The sequence below is a fragment of the Bacillus cereus group sp. RP29 genome (assembly GCF_040459765.1).
Taxonomy (GTDB): domain Bacteria; phylum Bacillota; class Bacilli; order Bacillales; family Bacillaceae_G; genus Bacillus_A; species Bacillus_A paranthracis.
Genome location: NZ_JARVHN010000001.1, coordinates 1289368 through 1308697 on the forward strand (window position 1 = coordinate 1289368; position 19330 = coordinate 1308697).

The window sequence follows — 19330 nt, forward strand, 5'->3', positions numbered from 1 at the left end:
GAATAAATATTCTATTAAACTTTTAAATATACATTATTAGGGGGAAGAAAGATGAAGAAGTTATTATCAATATCGTTTGCACTTATTTTAATTGTAAGTATGTTCAGTGCTTGTAGTAATGGGGAAGAAAAGGCTACTGGAAAAAATAAAAAAGTACTCGTTATGGGGACTTCAGCAGATTATAAACCATATGAATACGTAGAAGCTTCAAAGAGTGATGAAATTATCGGCTTTGATGTTGATGTTGCTAAATATATCGGAAAAGAACTTGGTTATGAAGTGAAAGTGAAAGATATGGATTTTGGTGGTTTATTAGCATCTCTTAGCTCAGGAAAAGTTGATTTCGTAATGGCAGGTATGACGCCAACTGCAGAGCGTAAAAATAATGTTGATTTCACAGATATTTACTTTGTTGCGAAAAACATGGTCGTTTCTAAAAAAGACTCTAACATTAAATCTATAGAGGATTTAAAAGGGAAAAAAGTAGGGGTACAAACAGGATCTATTCAAGAAGAGAAAGCAGCAGAATTTAAAAAGCAAGTAGATTTCAAAGTTGAGGGACGTGACCGTATACCAGAAATCGTACAAGAAATTAAAGCTGGTCGTTTTGATGCTGCAATTATAGAAGACACAGTTGCTAAAAATTATTTAGAGAAAATGAAAGATTTACAAGGAATTGAAATTAAAGAAGCTCCAGAAGAAGTTGGAGCAGCAATTGCCCTTCCGAAAAACAGTGATAAAACAGCTGAATTTAATAAAGTAATTAAAAAAATGCAAGAAAATGGAGAAATGGATAAATTAGTGAAGAAATGGTTTGGCAGCGAAAAATAAGCTGCCTTTCACTTTTCTGTGAGGGGAATGAAAAGAATGAACTTAGATTTTTCGGCGATTACGCCTTCGATACCATATATATTAAAAGGTCTAGAAGTTACTTTGAAAATTGTAGCAGTATCAGCTTTAGCAGGGTTTCTTTTAGGGACGTTATTAGCACTTTGCAAAATTGCTAGAATACGAGCATTAAATATAGCGGCAGATCTTTATACATCAATTTTCCGTGGTACACCACTTGTATTGCAATTAATGATTATTTATTTCGGTGTCCCGCAAATAATTGGTTATGAAATACCGGCATTCTTAGCAGCTGTACTTGCATTTAGCTTAAATTCAGGTGCATATATGTCAGAAGTAATCCGTGCCGGCATTCAAGCGGTTGATAAAGGACAAACAGAAGCGGCGATGGCTTTAGGAATTCCATACGGAAAAATGATGCGAAATATCATTTTTCCTCAAGCTTTAAAAAATATATTACCGGCACTTGTAAACGAGTTTGCGACACTTACGAAAGAATCGGCTGTAGTAACAGTAATAGGAGCAACGGATTTAATGCGTCGTGCTTATATCGTAGGCGGGGAGACTTTTAAATACCTTGAACCATTACTTTTTGTTGGACTCATTTATTATATGCTAGTCATTATTCTTACATTAGTCGGGAAGGCAATTGAAGGGAGAATGAAGAAAAGTGATTAAAATTGAAAACCTTCATAAATCATTTGGAAAAAACGAAGTATTAAAAGGGATTACAACAACGATTGAAAAAGGGGAAGTAGTAGCAATTATTGGACCGTCTGGATCAGGGAAATCAACATTTTTACGTTGTATGAATGTGTTAGAAGCACCGACAAATGGTCACATTTGGATTGGAACGGAAGAAGTAACGAATCCAAAAACGAATATTATGCACGTTCGTGAAAATGTCGGAATGGTATTTCAGCATTTTCACCTATTTCCTCATATGACTGTATTAGAAAATATTACGTATGCTCCTATCAATGTAAAAGGAGTAACGAAACAAGAAGCTGAAAAGAAAGCCGAAAAACTGTTAGAAAAGGTCGGCTTATTAGATAAAAAAGATACGTATCCAAATCGTCTTTCGGGAGGACAAAAGCAACGTGTAGCAATTGCAAGAGCGTTAGCAATGGAACCAGAAGTAATGTTATTTGATGAACCGACATCAGCACTAGATCCAGAGATGGTAAAAGAAGTGTTAGAAGTTATGAAATCATTAGTTACGACAGGAATGACAATGGCGATTGTTACACATGAAATGGGATTTGCAAAAGAAGTAGCAGATCGTGTTCTCTTTTTAGATGGTGGAAAGCTTGTAGAAGATAGTGCGCCAGCAGAATTTTTTGCAGCACCGAAAAGTGAGCGTGCGCAACAATTTTTACAAAAGATATTGTAATATGTAAAGGTTACGTGAATAATAAGTAGAAAAGGATGACATTGTGTCATCCTTTTTTTATACTAACTGTAAATACGTTTATACATATAGGAGCAATGCTATGTTCAAAATTGGATACCGTACAGTAAAAACAGCAATAGGGACAGGCGCAGCCGTTTTTATTGCACAGTTATTAGGGTTGGAATTTTATAGTTCAGCGGGTATTTTAGTTATATTATGCGTACAAAATACGAAACGTAAATCACTTCAAGTGTCGTTACACCGTTTTTTAGCCTGTGTATTATCAATGGTGTTCGCGTTTTGTATTTTTGAAACAATTGGATATACACCACTAGCAATTAGCGTACTATTACTTACATTTATTCCGACTGCAGTCATGTTTAAAATTCAAGAAGGTATTGTTACGAGTTCAGTTATTGTGATGCATCTATATTCATTGAAACAAATTACATGGCTTATTGTTGGGAATGAAATTGCGATATTAACGATAGGGATTAGCGTGGCTCTATTAGTAAATATGTATATGCCAAGTAGTGAAAATAAGCTAAAAGAGTATCAAGGTAAAATAGAAAATAATTTTAAAACGATTTTGTTTGAAATGGTTGTATATTTACGAAACCGAGAAAGTAGTTGGAGCGGGGCAGAACTTATTGAAACTGAACAGATGCTAAATGAAGCTAGAGATTTATCGTTTAAGAAACTTGAGAATGCATTTATGCGAGAAGATGACTATTACTATCGCTATTTCAATATGCGTATGCAACAATTCGAAATTTTAGAGCGAATGATTCCGTTAGCAGCTTCTTTATCATGGACATATGAACAAGCGGACATGATTGCGGATGTGGTTGAAAACATTGGAAATGCTATTAGCCCTCAGAGTACCGGGGTTATTTCTTTAAGGCAGCTTCAAGAAATGCGAGAATTATTTAGAGATATGCCATTGCCGGCTACCCGTGAAGAATTTGAGATACGTGCGAAACTTGTTCAACTTGTATACGAAATGGAACAATATTTACTCATTAAAAGTCGCTTTAAAGGAAAGGATAATATAAAAGAACTTATATAGAAGGTAGGAATTATCTATGCCGTATCTTCTCTCTTTCCTATTATGTCTTTCTTTATCGCCTATTTGGCCTCTTGGTGATAATCCGCGTGCCGGTGATCCTTTCATTATTGTAAATAAAGCGACGAATAAACTAGCTTATATTGACGATGGAAAGATTCAAAAGGTTTTTCCAGTCGCGACAGGAAAAACAAATGAATTAACCCCAGAGGGAACTTTTGATATTGTAATGAAAGCAAAGGACCCATATTATATTGCGAAGAATATTCCTGGGGGATCACCGAAAAATCCACTTGGATCTAGGTGGATGGGATTTAATGCAAGAGGAACTGATGGGAGTAAATATGGAATACATGGAACAAACCAACCGAGTTCAATTGGAAAGTATATTTCACAAGGATGTATAAGAATGAAGAAAAATGATGTGGAATATTTATTTGATCGCATTCCAATTGGAACGAAAGTATGGATTGTAAAATCGAAAAAGTCATTTCAGCAATTGGCAAAAGAAAAAGGAGCCATTGCATATGAAAAAGTCAACGGAAAAGTTGGCTTTTTCTATTGTAATAAGTTGTCTTGACATGTGTACATAACCATGCGTTAATGAGAGTATAGAAAGATAAAATGAGATAAAGGGGTTGCTCATATGTACTTGAATCCAAAACTTTCGTATATGCAGTTTTTTATGGGATTTCTATTTATTATTACATTCATATTGGCAACTTTTAATATATGTTCTTATCTTGTAGCGATTGTATGTATGGCATTACTTAATCTTACTTTTGTTATTGGGGCATTTCAGCAGAAACAATATACAAGTTTTGTGATAGCACTTGTAATGTCATTTTTCTTTAGTATTGTAGCGATTGTGCTTTACATAAAATAAACCATCTCGATTTCGAGATGGTTTATTTTATTATGTGTAAAAAGTAAAAAAAGGACGAACAGATCGTCCTTTTTACCAAAACATACTTGCGCCAGCAAGTAATGTTGTTACAAGCATAGAAATTAGCATTACATAAATCATAACTTTTTGAGCTTTTTTATGCATCGTTAAACCTCCTTGCAAATCAGTACAATATCATTGTAACGAGAAATGATATTGTGGACAAGGGGGAGAGAAATGACAAAATTCGAGAAGTGTGTGTAAAGTATAACAGGAAATTTGTATGTACGTAGAGAATATATAAGAATGATAGGGTATAAGTTTTTTGTTATGCAAGCTGAAGAATGGAGATACGATGATGAAAATATATGAAACAAATCGTTTACATTTAAGGGAAATTGATGAGTCGTATGCTGAAAAAGTTCTTCAATATTACGACAGAAATCGTGAATTTTTAAAAGCCTGGGAAGAGTATAGACCGGATGATTTTTTTACGTTAGATTATCAAAAGAAAAAGTTACAAAAGGATAGAAAAGAGATCGCAGAAGGTAAAATCATCAGACTTTGGATTTTTAAAAAAGGTGATGATACGAAAATAATTGGATGTATTTCATTTAATTTAATTGTTCGTGGAATTTACCAATCTTGTGTACTCGGCTATAAATTAGATAAGGAAGAGTTAAACAAAGGTTATACGACAGAAGCGCTTAGAAAAGCGATTCAAGTTGCTTTTGAGGAATTTCAATTACATCGTATAGAAGCACCGATTATGCCACGAAATTTAGCATCTATACAAGTTGTAACGAAGATAGGTTTTCAGTATGAGGGCGTGTCTAGGAAGATGTTAATGGTTAATGGAGTGTGGGAAGATCATATGCGCTGGGTATTGTTAAATGAGTAATAGAAAGCAGATGGTTATCTAGACATATAAACCGTCTGTTTTTTGTCTTGTATTTCGAAACTTTTGCGAAATTCTGTTATAATTAATAGTGTTACATACATAATGGTAGTGCAGGAGGCGCAGTCTTATGATTAATCAAGAACGTTTAGTAAATGAATTTATGGAGTTAGTACAAGTAGATTCTGAAACGAAATTTGAAGCAGAAATTTGCAAAGTATTAACAAAGAAATTTACAGATTTAGGTGTAGAAGTATTTGAAGATGATACAATGGCTGTTACTGGGCATGGTGCAGGTAACTTAATTTGTACATTACCAGCAACAAAAGATGGTGTTGATACAATTTACTTTACTTCTCATATGGATACAGTAGTTCCTGGTAATGGAATTAAGCCTTCTATTAAAGATGGATATATCGTATCAGATGGTACTACGATTTTAGGGGCGGATGATAAAGCGGGATTAGCATCCATGTTCGAAGCAATCCGTGTTTTAAAAGAAAAAAATATCCCTCATGGTACAATTGAATTTATTATTACAGTTGGAGAAGAATCTGGTCTTGTTGGTGCAAAAGCATTAGATCGTGAGCGCATTACAGCGAAATATGGTTACGCGTTAGATAGCGATGGGAAAGTTGGCGAAATCGTTGTTGCAGCTCCAACACAAGCGAAAGTGAATGCGATTATTCGCGGGAAAACAGCTCATGCTGGTGTAGCACCAGAAAAAGGTGTATCTGCAATTACTATCGCAGCGAAAGCAATTGCGAAAATGCCACTTGGTCGTATTGATTCTGAAACAACTGCAAATATTGGACGTTTTGAAGGTGGTACACAAACGAATATCGTTTGCGATCATGTACAAATCTTTGCAGAAGCGCGTTCTTTAATCAATGAAAAAATGGAAGTACAAGTTGCGAAAATGAAAGAAGCATTTGAAACAACTGCAAAAGAAATGGGCGGCCAAGCAGATGTTGAAGTAAAGGTTATGTATCCAGGATTTAAATTTGCTGATGGCGATCATGTTGTAGAAGTTGCAAAACGCGCAGCTGAAAAAATTGGTCGTACACCTTCTCTTCACCAAAGTGGTGGCGGAAGTGATGCAAACGTAATTGCTGGACACGGAATTCCAACAGTTAACTTAGCAGTTGGTTATGAAGAAATTCATACAACAAACGAAAAGATTCCTGTTGAAGAATTAGCGAAAACAGCAGAATTAGTTGTTGCAATCATAGAGGAAGTAACGAAATAATATAACAAAAAAGCGTGTAAATCAATTGTGATTTACACGCTTTTTACTTTGATTCGATTGCTTTTACAAGGCGGATAAGCCAATACAAGAAAATCCATGGCAGTATGTAAGTTGTTACTACATGGACTAGACGAGGAAAGAAACCAGCTATGTTTATATCAAATATAGGAAGAAGTAAATAATTGATTGCGACGATTAGTATAATTATGAGAAACGTATAATTGAGTTTATCAGTTGATTTCATAATAATCACCCCTAATTACAAAAATATCCACTTCATTTAAATTATAGCAATAAATATGATGGAAAAGAACAAGTAATAATTATAATTATTGTGCAAAATTTGCTATAATAAAAGAACGAACGTTCTGATTAGGGGGTGAGTACTATGCGAGAAATGTATCCAAAAAAAGGTCGTGTTATTTTACATGTAGATATGAATTGTTTTTTCGCATCTGTTGAAATTGCTCATGACTCATCGTTACAAGGGAAGCCGTTAGCGGTTGCTGGAAATGAAAAAGAAAGAAAAGGAATTATCATAACATGTAGTTATGAGGCGAGAGAATATGGAATACGTACAACGATGCCACTTTGGGAAGCGAAAAGGTTATGTCCGCAATTAATTGTAAGGCGCCCTAATTTTACATTATATCGCGAAGCTTCATTTCAAATGTTTCAAATTCTTTCCCGTTTTACGGAAAAAATACAACCAGTCTCAATAGATGAGGGGTATTTAGATATTACAGACTGTTACGCACTCGGTTCACCTCTTGAAATAGCAAAGATGATTCAGCAGGCGTTATTAACAGAATTGCAGCTTCCGTGTAGCATCGGGATTGCTCCGAACCTTTTCTTAGCAAAAACAGCTTCTGATATGAAAAAGCCTCTCGGTATTACCGTGCTCCGAAAACGAGATATTCCAGAAATGATTTGGCCACTTCCGGTTGGAGCGATGCATGGAATTGGAGAAAAAACAGCTGAGAAATTAAAAGATATTCATATACAAACAATTGAACAGTTAGCAAAAGGAAATGAACATATCATTCGCGCTAAAATTGGAAAGCATGGTGTTGATTTACAAAGAAGGGCGAAAGGTGTGGATGATAGAGAAGTTGATCCGAGTCAAATGGGACAACATAAAAGCGTTGGTAATTCGATGACTTTTTCAAAGGATATGGATGAAGAAAAAGAATTACTTGATATGTTAGAAAGGCTATCAAAATCAGTGAGTAAAAGATTACAAAAGCGAACTCTTGTCAGCTATAATATTCAAATTATGATTAAATATCATGATAGGCGGACAGTAACGAGGAGTAAGCAATTGAAAAATGCCATTTGGGAAGAACGAGATATTTTTCAAGCGGCCTCTCGTTTATGGAAGCAACATTGGGATGGCGATTCCGTTCGTTTATTAGGTGTTACAGCTACTGAAATAGAGTGGAAGACTGAATCGGTGAAGCAATTAGATTTGTTTTCATTTGAAGAAGATGCGAAAGAAGAGCCGCTACTTGCTGTCATTGATCAAATTAATGATAAGTATGGAATGCCGCTTTTACAACGAGGTAGTCAATTATTACGTAAGCAAGAAAAGTCTTTTCAGCAAAAATTAGAAAATAAGTTTATGTAGAAGGTGTCATGAAGCTGTAAATATCATGACACTTTCTATTTTTATAAAAAACAAATTGTCGTTTTGGCACTACAAGCAAAACAATTATTTAATAATAACTCAAGTAAAAAGATAATTTTAGATGAATTTGATTTAAGTATGTATACAAATTTTTTGACGGAATATGCCGATTTGCTAAATAAGTATAAATAAAAAGCACTGTAACCAGTGCTTTTTACGATAGATTAAGAGATTGTATGATTTTCAAAAATAACAATCTCTGAGTTATTTGTTGTTGAAACACGTTGTGCATAATATGTTAAAGCTGAAGAAATATATGTTGGTAACGAGTCATTTGTATGTGTTGTTGTATATTCATGGATTAATTCTTTCAAAGTCGTCCATTCTAATTGTGCTGGGTGATCAGACACGAAAGAACTTACCCAGCGATCAAATGAAGATGAAAAATCAGTTTGTAAACGAAATGCTTCTTTCATAATAAAACGCTCCCTTAAAATGTAGTATAATCATTTTAACATAAAACACGAACGATTGCTAAGTTTTTTGAGTATAACGTTCGTGATATATAGTTGTCTAGATGATTGGTTATGTAAATTCGATTTGCCATTTGAAATAACATTCCGTAAGATGAAAGGTAGATTATATAAAGAGCTGGAGGAAAGAAAGTGGAATTTGTATTTTTAGGAACTGGTGCAGGTGTTCCTTCGAAAGGAAGGAACGTTTCAGCAATTGCTTTGCAATTGTTAGAAGAACGAGGACAGACTTGGTTATTTGATTGTGGCGAGGCGACGCAACATCAAATATTACATACATCAGTACGTCCACGCCGCATTGAAAAAATATTTATTACGCATTTACATGGTGATCATATTTTTGGATTGCCTGGTTTATTAGGAAGCCGTTCGTTCCAAGGAGGGACTACACCTTTAACAGTGTATGGACCAAAAGGAATTAAACAATTTATTGAAGTCGCATTATCAGTAAGTACGACACATGTAAAATACCCGCTTGAAATTGTTGAGATAACAGAAGAAGGTACTGTGTTTGAAGATAATGAATTTCATGTGGAAACGAAAAGATTGTCACACGGTATTGAATGTTTTGGGTATCGTATTATAGAGAAAGATATACAAGGCGCCCTTTTAGTCGATAAATTGCTGGAGATAGGCGTGAAACCAGGTCCACTCTTTAAACGTTTAAAAGATGGAGAAGTGGTTGAATTGGAAAATGGTACGATACTAAACGGAAAAGATTTTATCGGCCCACCTCAAAAGGGAAGAATTATTACCATTTTAGGTGATACGAGATATTGTGAAGCGAGTAGAGAGCTAGCACAAGACGCTGACGTACTTGTTCATGAAGCAACTTTTGCAGCAGAAGATGAACAACAAGCTTATGATTATTTTCATTCCACATCTAAGCAAGCTGCAAGTATTGCACTTCAGGCAAATGCAAAACGATTAATATTAACTCATATTAGTTCTCGTTATCAAGGGGATACATATAAGGAATTATTGAAAGAGGCAAGAGAGCTATTTTCTAATACAGAAATAGCTACAGATTTAAAATCATTTCCAGTGGACAGATAATAATGTTGTGAAAAAATGGTGACGAAAGGTTGCCATTTTTTTATTTCTAAAAAAAAATAAAAATAAAACTGTTATCATTTTACGCTTATATAGGATGAAACAGAAAGTTTTAATGATGTAAAGATATAAGATGAAACAACATAGTATCGATTGTTTAGAAAAACTGTTATATAAGTCGGACGACATACAAGTAGTACAAATAGTAAAAATGGATTGTTATTCAGAACTTTTAAAATTCATTAAAAGTAAGCGTTTTATTAAAAACAAGCTATAATGAGGACAGATTATAATTTACTGTAGGCTACATGTGTTTGAGACGTTTATCATAACAAGTGAAGTTGAATAAATTGTGAGAGGGCAACATGGAAATTATAATAGGAAGGACATTACTATTATTTGTATGAAGCCTTTTTCACTTTTTAGCTTTAAGGCATCAAAAGGTATGAAAGCAATGGGCGTTTCACTTGTTTATGCTATGCTTGTAAGGGGTTCTGTGTTAAACTTTGGATTGCTACAAGGCTTTACTGTAGATTATCTTATATTATGTGTAAATGAAGGTAATGCTAAGTTTCTTATTTCATATTATAACTGGTATTATTTCAGGATATATCGCTTCACTGTTATTCAAAAACGATCCAATTCGTATAGCGGAACAAATTCGTAGTACAACTGGAAAAGCAACCGATTTGGTAGCTTAATAGAATAGTAAAAAATTTTTTCATAGAGGTTTAGGGGGAGTTATGATGAAGTATCGCTCAGTATTTGATATTATCGGTCCAGTTATGATTGGTCCATCAAGTTCACATACAGCAGGCGCAGCAAGAATGGGGCAAGTTGCTCGCCAGCTGTTTCGTCATGAACCAGAAAGAGTAAGCATTTCATTATATGGATCATTTGCAAAAACGTATCGTGGGCATGGTACAGATGTAGCGCTAATAGGTGGGATATTAGGGTTTGAAACAGATGACTTACGTATTCCAGAGGCGCTAGAGATAGCAAAAGAGCGCGAAATTGAAGTGGAATTTATTGAAGAGGATGCCAATGCACCTCACCCAAATACAGCGAGAATTCGTTTGTATAAAGGTGAAGAAGAAATTGAAGTTGTTGCTTGCTCAATTGGTGGCGGTAAAATTGAAGTTGTAGAATTAAACGGATTCGATCTTCAATTATCAGGCACGAGTCCAGCACTACTTATTGTAAATAACGATCGCTTCGGTGCTATTGCAGCAGTAGCTTCAATCCTTGCGAAACACGAGATTAACATTAGTACAATGAGTGTTTCTCGTAAGGAAAAAGGAAGAAGAGCGCTTATGGTCATCGAAACAGATGAAATATTAGCAGATGAAGTGATTGAAGAAATAAAAGCGCAACAAAATATTTGTCAAGTAACTATTATGGAATAATTGCAGGGGGGACACACCATGTTTCGGAACGCAGCGGAACTAGTGGCGCAAGCTAAAGAACAAAATGTAAAAATCGCAGAAATTATGATTCAATGTGAAATGGAAACAAGAAGTATTTCACGTGAAGAAGTAATTGCTGGTATGGAAAAGAACTTAGTCGTGATGGAGCAAGCGGTAGAACGTGGTATTCGCGGAGTGAAATCACCAACTGGTTTAACTGGTGGAGATGCTGTAAAAGTTCAGGCGTATATGAAGAGTGGAAAAGGCTTATCTGGAGATACGATTTTGGACGCAGTGAGTAAAGCTGTTGCAACAAATGAAGTAAACGCAGCGATGGGAATTATTTGTGCAACACCAACAGCAGGGTCTGCTGGAACAGTGCCAGGTGTACTATTTGCACTAAGAGAAAAATTGCAGCCTACACGTGAAGAAATGATTGAATTCTTATTTACAGCGGGAGCTTTCGGTATGGTTGTTGCGAATAACGCTTGTATTTCTGGTGCAGCGGGAGGATGCCAAGCTGAAGTTGGTTCAGCAAGTGGAATGGCAGCTGCAGCTGCAGTTGAAATGGCTGGTGGAACACAAGACCAAGCAGCTACAGCGATGGCAATTTCATTAAAGAACATGCTTGGTTTAGTATGCGATCCTGTTGCAGGACTTGTAGAAGTACCTTGCGTAAAACGTAATGCAGCAGGAGCTGCAAATGCGATGATTTCAGCTGATTTAGCATTAGCTGGTGTAACGAGTACGATTCCATGTGATGAAGTAATTGAGGCGATGTTTAGAATCGGACAAACGATGCCAGTAGCACTTCGTGAAACAGCTGAAGGTGGACTTGCAGCAACACCGACTGGTCGTCGTCTGCAAGAAGAGATTTTTGGGAAGACGAATAACTAAACAATATATGTTTATAAAAAAATGGAGCTCAAGTAAGATTGAGCTCCATTTTTTATTTTTCTTTTGTTAGTTGTTCTAATGTTTTTCCGAGATTATGCGATCGTTGCGCTGCCTGTGTAATACAAGAAATAAGTGCTTGTTGAAATTTATGTTCTTGTAATACTTCAATGCCTGCTTCGGTCGTTCCACCAGGAGAAGTAATTTCCTTTCGCAAAATAGAAGGATGTTTTTCACTTGCTTTTAGCATTTCAGCAGCACCAATCATTGTTTGAAGAATAAGTGACTTTGCAACATCTTCTTTTAAACCGATTTTTTTTGCAGCTTCTTCCATCGCTTCTACTACGTAATAAATATAAGCAGGCCCGCTTCCGGATAATGCAGTGACAGCATGCATCTCTTCTTCCTCTACAACAGAGACGAGACCGATCGTTTCAAATAAAGCTATGGCAGTTTGAATATGTTCCTTTGTTGCATGTTTTGAAGATGAGATAGCAGTAGCTGATTTTAAAATAGCTGCAGATGTATTTGGCATGGCACGAATAATCGGAACGTCTTTTTGAAGTAGATTTCTAATTGAATGAGTAGAAACACCTGCTAATAACGAAATAATAAGCAGGTTATTATGTATGTCTTCTTTAAAAGGGGTAAGCGCTTCTGCAACATCTTTTGGCTTCATTGCTAGAAAAAGAATATTTGTATTAGTAAGTAGTTCTTTTTTATTATGTGTACCTTTGACACCGTATTTGTTATGTAGCTCCTGTAACCTTGTCTCATTAGAACGATTACTTACAGTAATTTGTTCGCCTTTCACAACATTTGCATGTAACAAGCCACCAATAATCGCTTCAGCAATAGAGCCCGCACCGAGAAAGGAAATGTTTTGAATAGACATGATGTTCCTCCTTTAATTTTGGTTAGAAATTCTTATAAATGTACATACATTCGTTTTTTTCTAGGAAACACCTCTTTTTATCTGAAAATAATGACAAATATATAAGGAAGTTGTAAACTGAAGAAGTATTCATTTTTGAACCGGAAAGAGACAGGGGGGCTAAGCATGACGGCAATTCACCGAATGGAGATTCCTGTGCCATTTGCAGTTGAAACTGTGAATGTGTTTTTAGTTGAGGGGGAGACATTAACATTAATTGATACAGGGACGAATACAGAAGAGGCAAGAAATGCGTTAGAAAGTCAGTTAGGTACATTAGGATATACGATAGAAGATATTAAAACAGTAGTTATTACGCATCATCATGCGGATCATTGTGGGCTTTTAAATATATTTTCTGAGAAGACGAACATTATTGGACACCCTTGGAATGAGCCGTGGATCACACAAAATCCAGCTTTTTTAAAGCGATATCATGATTTTTTTAGAGAGACGGCTTTACAATTTGGTGTTCCAGCAGCATTTTTGAAAGACGAGGCGTTATTGACGACAAGGACACTGAAATATTCTTGTAATAGATCGTTAACGCATACTGTGAGAGAGGGAGATCGTATTGATTCAATGCCTGGTTTTACAGTAATTGAAACACCAGGTCATGCTTCCACTCATATTTCATTATATAGAGAATCTGATGGAATACTAATTGGAGGGGATGCTCTCATTAGTCATATTTCTTCGAATCCAATATTAGAACCACCATATGAAGGACAAACAGAAAGGGCGCGCCCGTTATTACAATATAATCAAACGTTAAAGCGTTTAAGTGAAATGAATATTTCGCGCATTTTATCAGGACATGGAGAAGATGTTCTCCATGTGAAACAACTTATTGAAACGAGATTACAAAAGCAAGAAACACGTGCATTTAAAGTGCTTGAGTTATTAAAGGAAAAACCAATGACAGCATTTGAAGTATGTGTAAAACTATTTCCGGTATTGTATAAGGAACAATTGCCACTTACTATTTCAGAAACGGTTGGACAATTAGACTTTTTAGCATATAATCAACAAGTGATGATTGATGAATCTTCGCAACAATTGATTTATTATGCAAAGTAGGTGACAGCAATGACGGGACGTTTACAAAATAAAGTAATCGTCATTACAGGTGCTTCTAGTGGAATTGGAGAGCAAGTTGCAATGCAAGTTGCAGAGCAGGGGGCGACTCCAGTATTAATGGCTAGAACAGAAGAGAAATTAAAAGCGCTAGCAGACAAAATTAAAGAAACTTATAATACGCCTTGCTATTATTATGTATTAGATGTAAGTGAAGAGACGGAAGTACAATCTGTTTTTTCAAAAGTATTACAAGAGGTAGGACGTATTGATATATTAGTAAACAATGCGGGATTTGGTATTTTTAAAACGTTTGAAGATGCGTCAATGGATGAAGTGAAAGATATGTTCCAAGTAAATGTATTTGGATTAGTAGCTTGCACGAAAGCGGTACTACCTTATATGGTGAAAAGAAACGAAGGGCATATTATTAATATTGCTTCACTTGCTGGGAAAATTGCAACGCCGAAATCGAGTGCGTATGCAGCAACGAAACATGCAGTACTAGGATTTACGAATAGTTTACGCATGGAGTTGTCTAGTACGAATGTTTTCGTAACAGCGATTAATCCAGGTCCGATAGATACAAACTTTTTTGAAATAGCTGATCAATCCGGTACATATGTGAAAAATATGGGACGATACATGTTAAAACCAACATATGTAGCAGAGCAAATTGTAAAATCAATGCAAACGAAAAAGCGTGAAGTAAATTTACCGAAATGGATGGGCATTGGTCCGAAACTGTATGCTTTATTCCCAGGTTTATTTGAGCGTGTTGCAGGTAAATCATTAAGTAAAAAATAGGAGATTTCCATATGGAAATCTCCTATTTTTTATTTTCCAGTCACATAATCGTAAACGATATCCTCAACTGCCTCGTATACATCAATTTTAGTATTTGAATGAATTATTGCTTGAATATGTTTAACAAGCATTTCCTGATCCTCATTTGACATAGGACTACATTGATATTGCTGAAAACTTTTTATAATCATTTTCTCAATTAATTTTTCATTCATGTTTTCCTCGCCTGTATGTACGTATGTATTGTTTTATTGTACTTGAAGTGAAATAAAAAAACTACTATGCACTATTTTTGTATAAAAATTCGGTTGTGCATATTATTTTTCTAGTAAAATTAAGTTTTTTAAGTTTGTAAAATTTATAAATATTTAATTGACTCTATAAATATACAATATTATAATCATACTTAATTTAAAGAATCGATATGAGGAGGAGCATATGAAGGTCGCGATTATTGGAGCAACTGGGTATGGAGGTATTGAATTAATTCGGTTATTAGAGCAACATCCATATTTTTCGATAGCATCTCTCCATTCTTTTTCACAAGTTGGCGAGTGTATAACAAATGTATATCCGCATTTTCAAAATGTTCTTGTTCATACGTTACAAGAAATTGATGCGGAGGAAATAGTGAAAGAAGCAGAAATTGTATTTTTGGCAACCCCGGCAGGAGTATCAGCAGAGCTAACTCCAAAATTATTAGCAGTAGGTTTAAAAGTAATTGACCTATCTGGAGACTTTCGTATGAAAGATCCTTTCATATATGAACAGTGGTACAAAAGGGCAGCTGCAAAAGAAGAAATTCTTAGTAAAGCTGTATATGGGCTAAGTGAATGGAAAAGGTCCGAGGTTCAAAATGCAAATTTAATTGCAAACCCAGGATGTTTTGCTACAGCTGCATTATTAGCGACATTGCCATTAGTTCGTAGCGGCATAATTGAAGAAGATTCGATTATTATTGATGCGAAATCAGGAGTATCTGGAGCAGGAAAAACGCCAACAACGATGACTCACTTTCCTGAGTTATACGATAACTTGCGTATTTATAAAGTAAATGAGCATCAACACGTTCCTGAGATTGAGCAAATGCTTGCGGAGTGGAATAGGGAAACGAAGCCAATCACGTTTAGTACACATTTAATACCGATATCACGGGGGATTATGGTTACACTTTATGCGAAAGTAAAACGAGAAATGGAAATAGAACAACTTCAAAAATTATATGAAGAAACGTATGAACAATCGCCTTTCATTCGAATTCGTCTGCAAGGAGAGTTTCCAAGTCCGAAAGAAGTGAGGGGCTCAAATTATTGTGATATGGGGATAGCTTACGATGAAAGAACAGGAAGAGTGACAGTCGTTTCTGTTATAGACAATATGATGAAAGGTGCGGCTGGGCAAGCAATTCAAAATGCAAACATAATAGCGGGACTAGAAGAAACAACAGGTTTACAACATATGCCGCTTTATCTATAAGGGGGGACATGATGATTAAAGTAGCGTCTATTACAAAAGTAGAAAATGGTTCGATTGTAACTCCAAAAGGTTTCTCGGCCATTGGCAATGCAATTGGTTTGAAAAAGGAGAAAAAGGATTTAGGGGCAATCGTTTGTGATACACCAGCATCATGTGCTGCTGTTTATACAACAAATCAAATACAAGCAGCCCCCTTGCAAGTAACGAAGGATAGTATAACGACTGAGGGGAAATTACAAGCTATTATCGTCAATAGTGGAAATGCAAATGCTTGTACAGGGATGAAAGGATTACAAGATGCATACGAGATGCGTGCATTAGGGGCGGAACATTTTGGAGTGAAAGAAAATTATGTTGCAGTAGCTTCAACAGGTGTAATTGGTGTTCCGTTGCCGATGGATATAATCCGAAAGGGAATTGCAACTCTTATCCCGGCGAAGGAAGAAAATGAAGCTCATTCTTTTTCTGAAGCAATCTTAACGACGGATCTTATAACGAAAGAAACTTGCTATGAGATGATGATTGATGGAAAGAAAGTGATGATTGCTGGTGTTGCGAAAGGTTCAGGGATGATTCATCCAAATATGGCAACGATGCTAAGTTTTATTACGACAGACGCTCATATAGAGCATGACGTATTGCAAACCGCATTATCACAAATAACGAATCATACATTTAATCAAATTACGGTGGATGGCGATACTTCTACGAATGATATGGTCATCGCTATGGCAAGTGGATTATCAGAAACGAAACCAATCGATATGGAACATGCAGATTGGGAAACTTTCATATTTGCCTTACAGAAGGTATGTGAAGATTTAGCAAAAAAAATTGCACAAGATGGTGAAGGCGCTACGAAGTTAATAGAAGTAAATGTGCTAGGAGCTCAAACGAATGAAGAGGCAAAGAAAATCGCAAAACAAATAGTCGGTTCGAGTCTTGTGAAAACAGCAATACATGGTGAAGACCCAAACTGGGGGCGAATTATTAGCAGCATTGGACAAAGTGAAGTAGCGATTAATCCAAATACAATTGATATTACTCTTCAATCTATCGTTGTGCTGAAAAATAGTGAACCTCAAATGTTTTCTGAAGAGGAAATGAAAGAGAGATTACAAGAAGATGAAATAGTCATTGATGTGTATTTACATTTAGGTGAAGAGACCGGATCAGCTTGGGGCTGTGACTTAAGTTATGAATATGTGAAAATAAACGCTTGTTATCGTACATAAGGAGAGGGAAGATGAGCGATTATATTGTAGTGAAATGCGGCGGTAGTATGTTGGATCAATTAAATGATGTGTTTTTTGATTGCATAAAGAAATTACAACAGAAGTATAAAGTAGTGATTGTTCATGGTGGTGGCCCAGAAATTGATGCCCAATTAAAAGATTGTAACATCAACGTAGAAAAAAGAGATGGATTACGGGTAACACCAAAAGAAGTTATGGATGTTGTTCAAATGGTGTTATGTGGAAGTACGAATAAAAAACTCGTAATGAATTTACAAAAGCATAATTTACGAGCGGTAGGTTGTTCAGGATGTGACGGCAATCTACTTCAAGTTCAACCTGTCAGTGAGGAGATAGGATATGTGGGAGAAGTAAGGTATGTCGAAACGGCCTTACTAAAAGGATTAATAAATATGAATTATATTCCTGTTATTGCTCCGGTCGGCATAAATGATAATGAGATTTATAACATAAATGCGGATACCGCTGCAGCTGGGATTGCGGCCGCATTATCTGCAAAAGAACTCATTTTTATTACAGATGTAGATGGGGTATTGCATGAAGGAAAGTTAGTAAAGAAAACCGACGAATTTGAGATTGTTAATTTTATAGAAAACGGTGTTATTACCGGTGGGATGATTCCGAAAGTACAGGCAGCACTAGCATCATTAAAAATGGGAGTGCAAAAGATTAGTATCGTAAATGGGATGAAGGATTTTACCGAGGTTACAGGTGAGTGTATCGGAACGACGGTAACGAGGGGTGTGAGTATTGCATGACAAGTCATCTTTTTCAAACGTATGGGAGAAGAAAGATTGAGTTTGTAAAGGGAAAAGGAACGAAAGTCATTGATAATAACAGTAAGCAATATTTAGATTTCACATCAGGAATCGGTGTATGTAATTTAGGACATTGTCATTCTACTGTTATGAAAGCTGTACAAGAGCAACTGCATGAAATATGGCATATATCTAACCTGTTTACAAACAGCTTACAAGAAGAAGTCGCGTCATTATTAACAGAAAACATAGCATTAGATTATGTGTTCTTCTGTAATAGCGGGGCAGAGGCGAATGAAGCTGCTTTGAAGCTAGCCCGTAAGCATACTGAAAAATCTCTCGTCGTAACATGCGAGCAATCTTTTCACGGTAGAACATTCGGAACGATGAGTGCGACGGGACAAAATAAAGTGAAAGAAGGATTTGGTCCGCTCCTTCCATCTTTTTTACATACACCATTTAACGATATAAAGGCATTAGAGGAAGTAATGAATGAAGAAGTTGCGGCAGTAATGATAGAAGTTGTTCAAGGAGAGGGAGGAGTCATACCTGCTGATCTATCTTTTTTGAAAGCGATTGAAGCATTATGTAAGAAGTTCGGGTCCTTATTTATTATAGACGAAGTCCAAACAGGAATCGGAAGAACAGGGACATTATTTGCTTACGAACAAATGGGAATAACACCTCATATCGTTACTACTGCTAAGGCGCTTGGAAATGGCATTCCAGTTGGAGCAATGATTGGCCGGAAAGAACTTGGAATATCGTTTCCTGCAGGGTCACATGGTTCAACGTTTGGTGGAAATTATGTTGCAATGGCTACGGCGAAAGAAGTATTGCAAATAATTAAAAGACCATCGTTTTTAAAAGAAGTAAAGGAAAAGGGCGAGTACGTATTACAGAAGTTGCAAGAGGAATTACGACATGTCGAATGTATTCAAAATATACGTGGTAAGGGGCTTATGGTTGGAATTGAATGTACGCATGAAGTTGCAAGTTTTATAGAACAACTAGAAGAAGAAGGACTTCTCGTATTACAAGCAGGACCTAATGTTATAAGACTATTACCGCCACTTATTGTAACGAATGAAGAACTAGAACAGGCAGTATATATGATGAAAAAAGTAGTTTGTACAAAAAACGTATCAATCATATAAGGGGGAATTTT

Annotated in this window: 24 protein-coding genes and 1 pseudogene; 20 read left to right on the forward strand and 5 right to left on the reverse strand. The window is 35.9% G+C overall.

Annotated features, from left to right (window positions below; all coding sequences use genetic code 11):
* The first annotated feature begins 51 nt into the window (after nucleotides 1-51).
* From QCI47_RS06770 to QCI47_RS06795, 6 genes are all read left to right on the forward strand, one after another.
* Nucleotides 52-831, forward strand: a complete 780-nt coding sequence (locus QCI47_RS06770) for a transporter substrate-binding domain-containing protein (protein WP_000735471.1) — start codon at nucleotides 52-54, stop codon at nucleotides 829-831.
* Between the two features lie 36 nt (nucleotides 832-867).
* Complete coding sequence (locus tag QCI47_RS06775) at nucleotides 868-1527, forward strand: amino acid ABC transporter permease (protein WP_001046921.1); 660 nt, start codon at nucleotides 868-870, stop codon at nucleotides 1525-1527.
* A complete protein-coding gene (locus tag QCI47_RS06780; RefSeq protein ID WP_000590218.1) occupies nucleotides 1520-2242 on the forward strand; it encodes an amino acid ABC transporter ATP-binding protein in 723 nt (240 codons plus the stop codon). The genes QCI47_RS06775 and QCI47_RS06780 overlap by 8 nt, the downstream gene beginning before the upstream one ends.
* 100 nt (nucleotides 2243-2342) lie before the next feature.
* Nucleotides 2343-3311, forward strand: coding sequence for an aromatic acid exporter family protein (locus QCI47_RS06785; protein ID WP_000472680.1), 969 nt, complete (start codon nucleotides 2343-2345; stop codon nucleotides 3309-3311).
* Between the two features lie 16 nt (nucleotides 3312-3327).
* Entirely contained in the window at nucleotides 3328-3888 is a 561-nt protein-coding gene (locus QCI47_RS06790) for a L,D-transpeptidase (RefSeq protein ID WP_001146559.1), read from the forward strand.
* 66 nt (nucleotides 3889-3954) lie between these two features.
* Entirely contained in the window at nucleotides 3955-4194 is a 240-nt protein-coding gene (locus QCI47_RS06795) for a DUF3894 domain-containing protein (protein WP_000281163.1), read from the forward strand.
* Nucleotides 4195-4266: 72 nt separating this feature from the next.
* On the opposite strand, the gene prli42 is transcribed toward QCI47_RS06795, so the two are convergent.
* Nucleotides 4267-4359: a stressosome-associated protein Prli42 gene (gene prli42 / locus QCI47_RS06800; RefSeq protein WP_000549038.1), complete on the reverse strand. Its 93-nt coding sequence runs from the start codon at nucleotides 4357-4359 to the stop codon at nucleotides 4267-4269.
* Nucleotides 4360-4549: 190 nt separating this feature from the next.
* On the opposite strand from prli42, the gene QCI47_RS06805 reads away from it, so the two are divergent.
* Together QCI47_RS06805 and QCI47_RS06810 are read left to right on the forward strand one after the other, a co-directional pair.
* Entirely contained in the window at nucleotides 4550-5095 is a 546-nt protein-coding gene (locus QCI47_RS06805) for a GNAT family N-acetyltransferase (RefSeq protein WP_001993297.1), read from the forward strand.
* A gap of 127 nt (nucleotides 5096-5222) precedes the next feature.
* A complete protein-coding gene (locus QCI47_RS06810) occupies nucleotides 5223-6341 on the forward strand; it encodes a tripeptidase T (RefSeq protein WP_309422219.1) in 1119 nt (372 codons plus the stop codon).
* Between the two features lie 43 nt (nucleotides 6342-6384).
* Here the strand turns inward: QCI47_RS06810 and QCI47_RS06815 are convergent, their stop codons facing one another.
* A complete protein-coding gene (locus tag QCI47_RS06815) occupies nucleotides 6385-6585 on the reverse strand; it encodes a hypothetical protein (RefSeq protein WP_000842869.1) in 201 nt (66 codons plus the stop codon).
* A 144-nt stretch (nucleotides 6586-6729) separates the two neighbouring features.
* Between QCI47_RS06815 and QCI47_RS06820 the strand changes: the two genes are divergently transcribed.
* Together QCI47_RS06820 and QCI47_RS06825 are read left to right on the forward strand one after the other, a co-directional pair.
* A complete protein-coding gene (locus QCI47_RS06820) occupies nucleotides 6730-7968 on the forward strand; it encodes a DNA polymerase IV (RefSeq protein ID WP_001208839.1) in 1239 nt (412 codons plus the stop codon).
* A gap of 42 nt (nucleotides 7969-8010) precedes the next feature.
* A pseudogene (locus tag QCI47_RS06825) lies at nucleotides 8011-8160 on the forward strand (DNA polymerase IV); the annotation flags it as partial.
* Nucleotides 8161-8192: 32 nt separating this feature from the next.
* Here QCI47_RS06825 and QCI47_RS06830 read toward each other — a convergent pair.
* Complete coding sequence (locus tag QCI47_RS06830; protein ID WP_309422217.1) at nucleotides 8193-8444, reverse strand: DUF3932 family protein; 252 nt, start codon at nucleotides 8442-8444, stop codon at nucleotides 8193-8195.
* A gap of 189 nt (nucleotides 8445-8633) precedes the next feature.
* Between QCI47_RS06830 and rnz the strand changes: the two genes are divergently transcribed.
* The 4 genes from rnz to sdaAA all read left to right on the forward strand — a co-directional run bounded on the left by rnz (nucleotide 8634) and on the right by sdaAA (nucleotide 11857).
* Nucleotides 8634-9557, forward strand: coding sequence for a ribonuclease Z (gene rnz / locus QCI47_RS06835; RefSeq protein ID WP_076868264.1), 924 nt, complete (start codon nucleotides 8634-8636; stop codon nucleotides 9555-9557).
* A gap of 551 nt (nucleotides 9558-10108) precedes the next feature.
* A complete protein-coding gene (locus QCI47_RS06840) occupies nucleotides 10109-10255 on the forward strand; it encodes a hypothetical protein (protein ID WP_001998205.1) in 147 nt (48 codons plus the stop codon).
* Between the two features lie 45 nt (nucleotides 10256-10300).
* Nucleotides 10301-10960: an L-serine ammonia-lyase, iron-sulfur-dependent subunit beta gene (gene sdaAB, locus QCI47_RS06845; protein WP_000877446.1), complete on the forward strand. Its 660-nt coding sequence runs from the start codon at nucleotides 10301-10303 to the stop codon at nucleotides 10958-10960.
* A gap of 18 nt (nucleotides 10961-10978) precedes the next feature.
* A complete protein-coding gene (gene sdaAA, locus QCI47_RS06850) occupies nucleotides 10979-11857 on the forward strand; it encodes an L-serine ammonia-lyase, iron-sulfur-dependent, subunit alpha (protein WP_000489462.1) in 879 nt (292 codons plus the stop codon).
* A 52-nt stretch (nucleotides 11858-11909) separates the two neighbouring features.
* On the opposite strand, the gene proI is transcribed toward sdaAA, so the two are convergent.
* Nucleotides 11910-12749 (reverse strand): pyrroline-5-carboxylate reductase ProI, encoded by an 840-nt coding sequence (proI, locus tag QCI47_RS06855; RefSeq protein WP_076868267.1) that lies wholly within the window; start codon nucleotides 12747-12749, stop codon nucleotides 11910-11912.
* A gap of 165 nt (nucleotides 12750-12914) precedes the next feature.
* On the opposite strand from proI, the gene QCI47_RS06860 reads away from it, so the two are divergent.
* Both QCI47_RS06860 and QCI47_RS06865 read left to right on the forward strand, forming a co-directional pair.
* Nucleotides 12915-13868 carry an MBL fold metallo-hydrolase gene (locus tag QCI47_RS06860; RefSeq protein ID WP_076868268.1) on the forward strand — a complete coding sequence of 318 codons (954 nt, stop codon included), beginning with the start codon at nucleotides 12915-12917 and terminating at the stop codon, nucleotides 13866-13868.
* 9 nt (nucleotides 13869-13877) lie between these two features.
* Nucleotides 13878-14672 (forward strand): SDR family oxidoreductase, encoded by a 795-nt coding sequence (locus tag QCI47_RS06865; RefSeq protein ID WP_000147804.1) that lies wholly within the window; start codon nucleotides 13878-13880, stop codon nucleotides 14670-14672.
* A 29-nt stretch (nucleotides 14673-14701) separates the two neighbouring features.
* Here the strand turns inward: QCI47_RS06865 and QCI47_RS06870 are convergent, their stop codons facing one another.
* Entirely contained in the window at nucleotides 14702-14887 is a 186-nt protein-coding gene (locus tag QCI47_RS06870) for a YqzH family protein (RefSeq protein ID WP_001003229.1), read from the reverse strand.
* A gap of 223 nt (nucleotides 14888-15110) precedes the next feature.
* Here QCI47_RS06870 and argC point away from each other — a divergent pair, with 223 nt between their 5' ends.
* From argC to QCI47_RS06890, 4 genes are read left to right on the forward strand one after another with little or no spacing between them, the layout of a single operon-like run.
* Nucleotides 15111-16148 carry an N-acetyl-gamma-glutamyl-phosphate reductase gene (argC, locus tag QCI47_RS06875; protein ID WP_000861218.1) on the forward strand — a complete coding sequence of 346 codons (1038 nt, stop codon included), beginning with the start codon at nucleotides 15111-15113 and terminating at the stop codon, nucleotides 16146-16148.
* An 11-nt stretch (nucleotides 16149-16159) separates the two neighbouring features.
* Complete coding sequence (argJ, locus tag QCI47_RS06880; protein WP_061132221.1) at nucleotides 16160-17383, forward strand: bifunctional glutamate N-acetyltransferase/amino-acid acetyltransferase ArgJ; 1224 nt, start codon at nucleotides 16160-16162, stop codon at nucleotides 17381-17383.
* A gap of 11 nt (nucleotides 17384-17394) precedes the next feature.
* Nucleotides 17395-18162, forward strand: a complete 768-nt coding sequence (gene argB / locus QCI47_RS06885; protein ID WP_001286784.1) for an acetylglutamate kinase — start codon at nucleotides 17395-17397, stop codon at nucleotides 18160-18162.
* Nucleotides 18159-19319 carry an acetylornithine transaminase gene (locus QCI47_RS06890; protein ID WP_309422216.1) on the forward strand — a complete coding sequence of 387 codons (1161 nt, stop codon included), beginning with the start codon at nucleotides 18159-18161 and terminating at the stop codon, nucleotides 19317-19319. Before argB ends, QCI47_RS06890 begins: the two co-directional genes overlap by 4 nt.
* The last annotated feature ends 11 nt before the right edge of the window (nucleotides 19320-19330 follow it).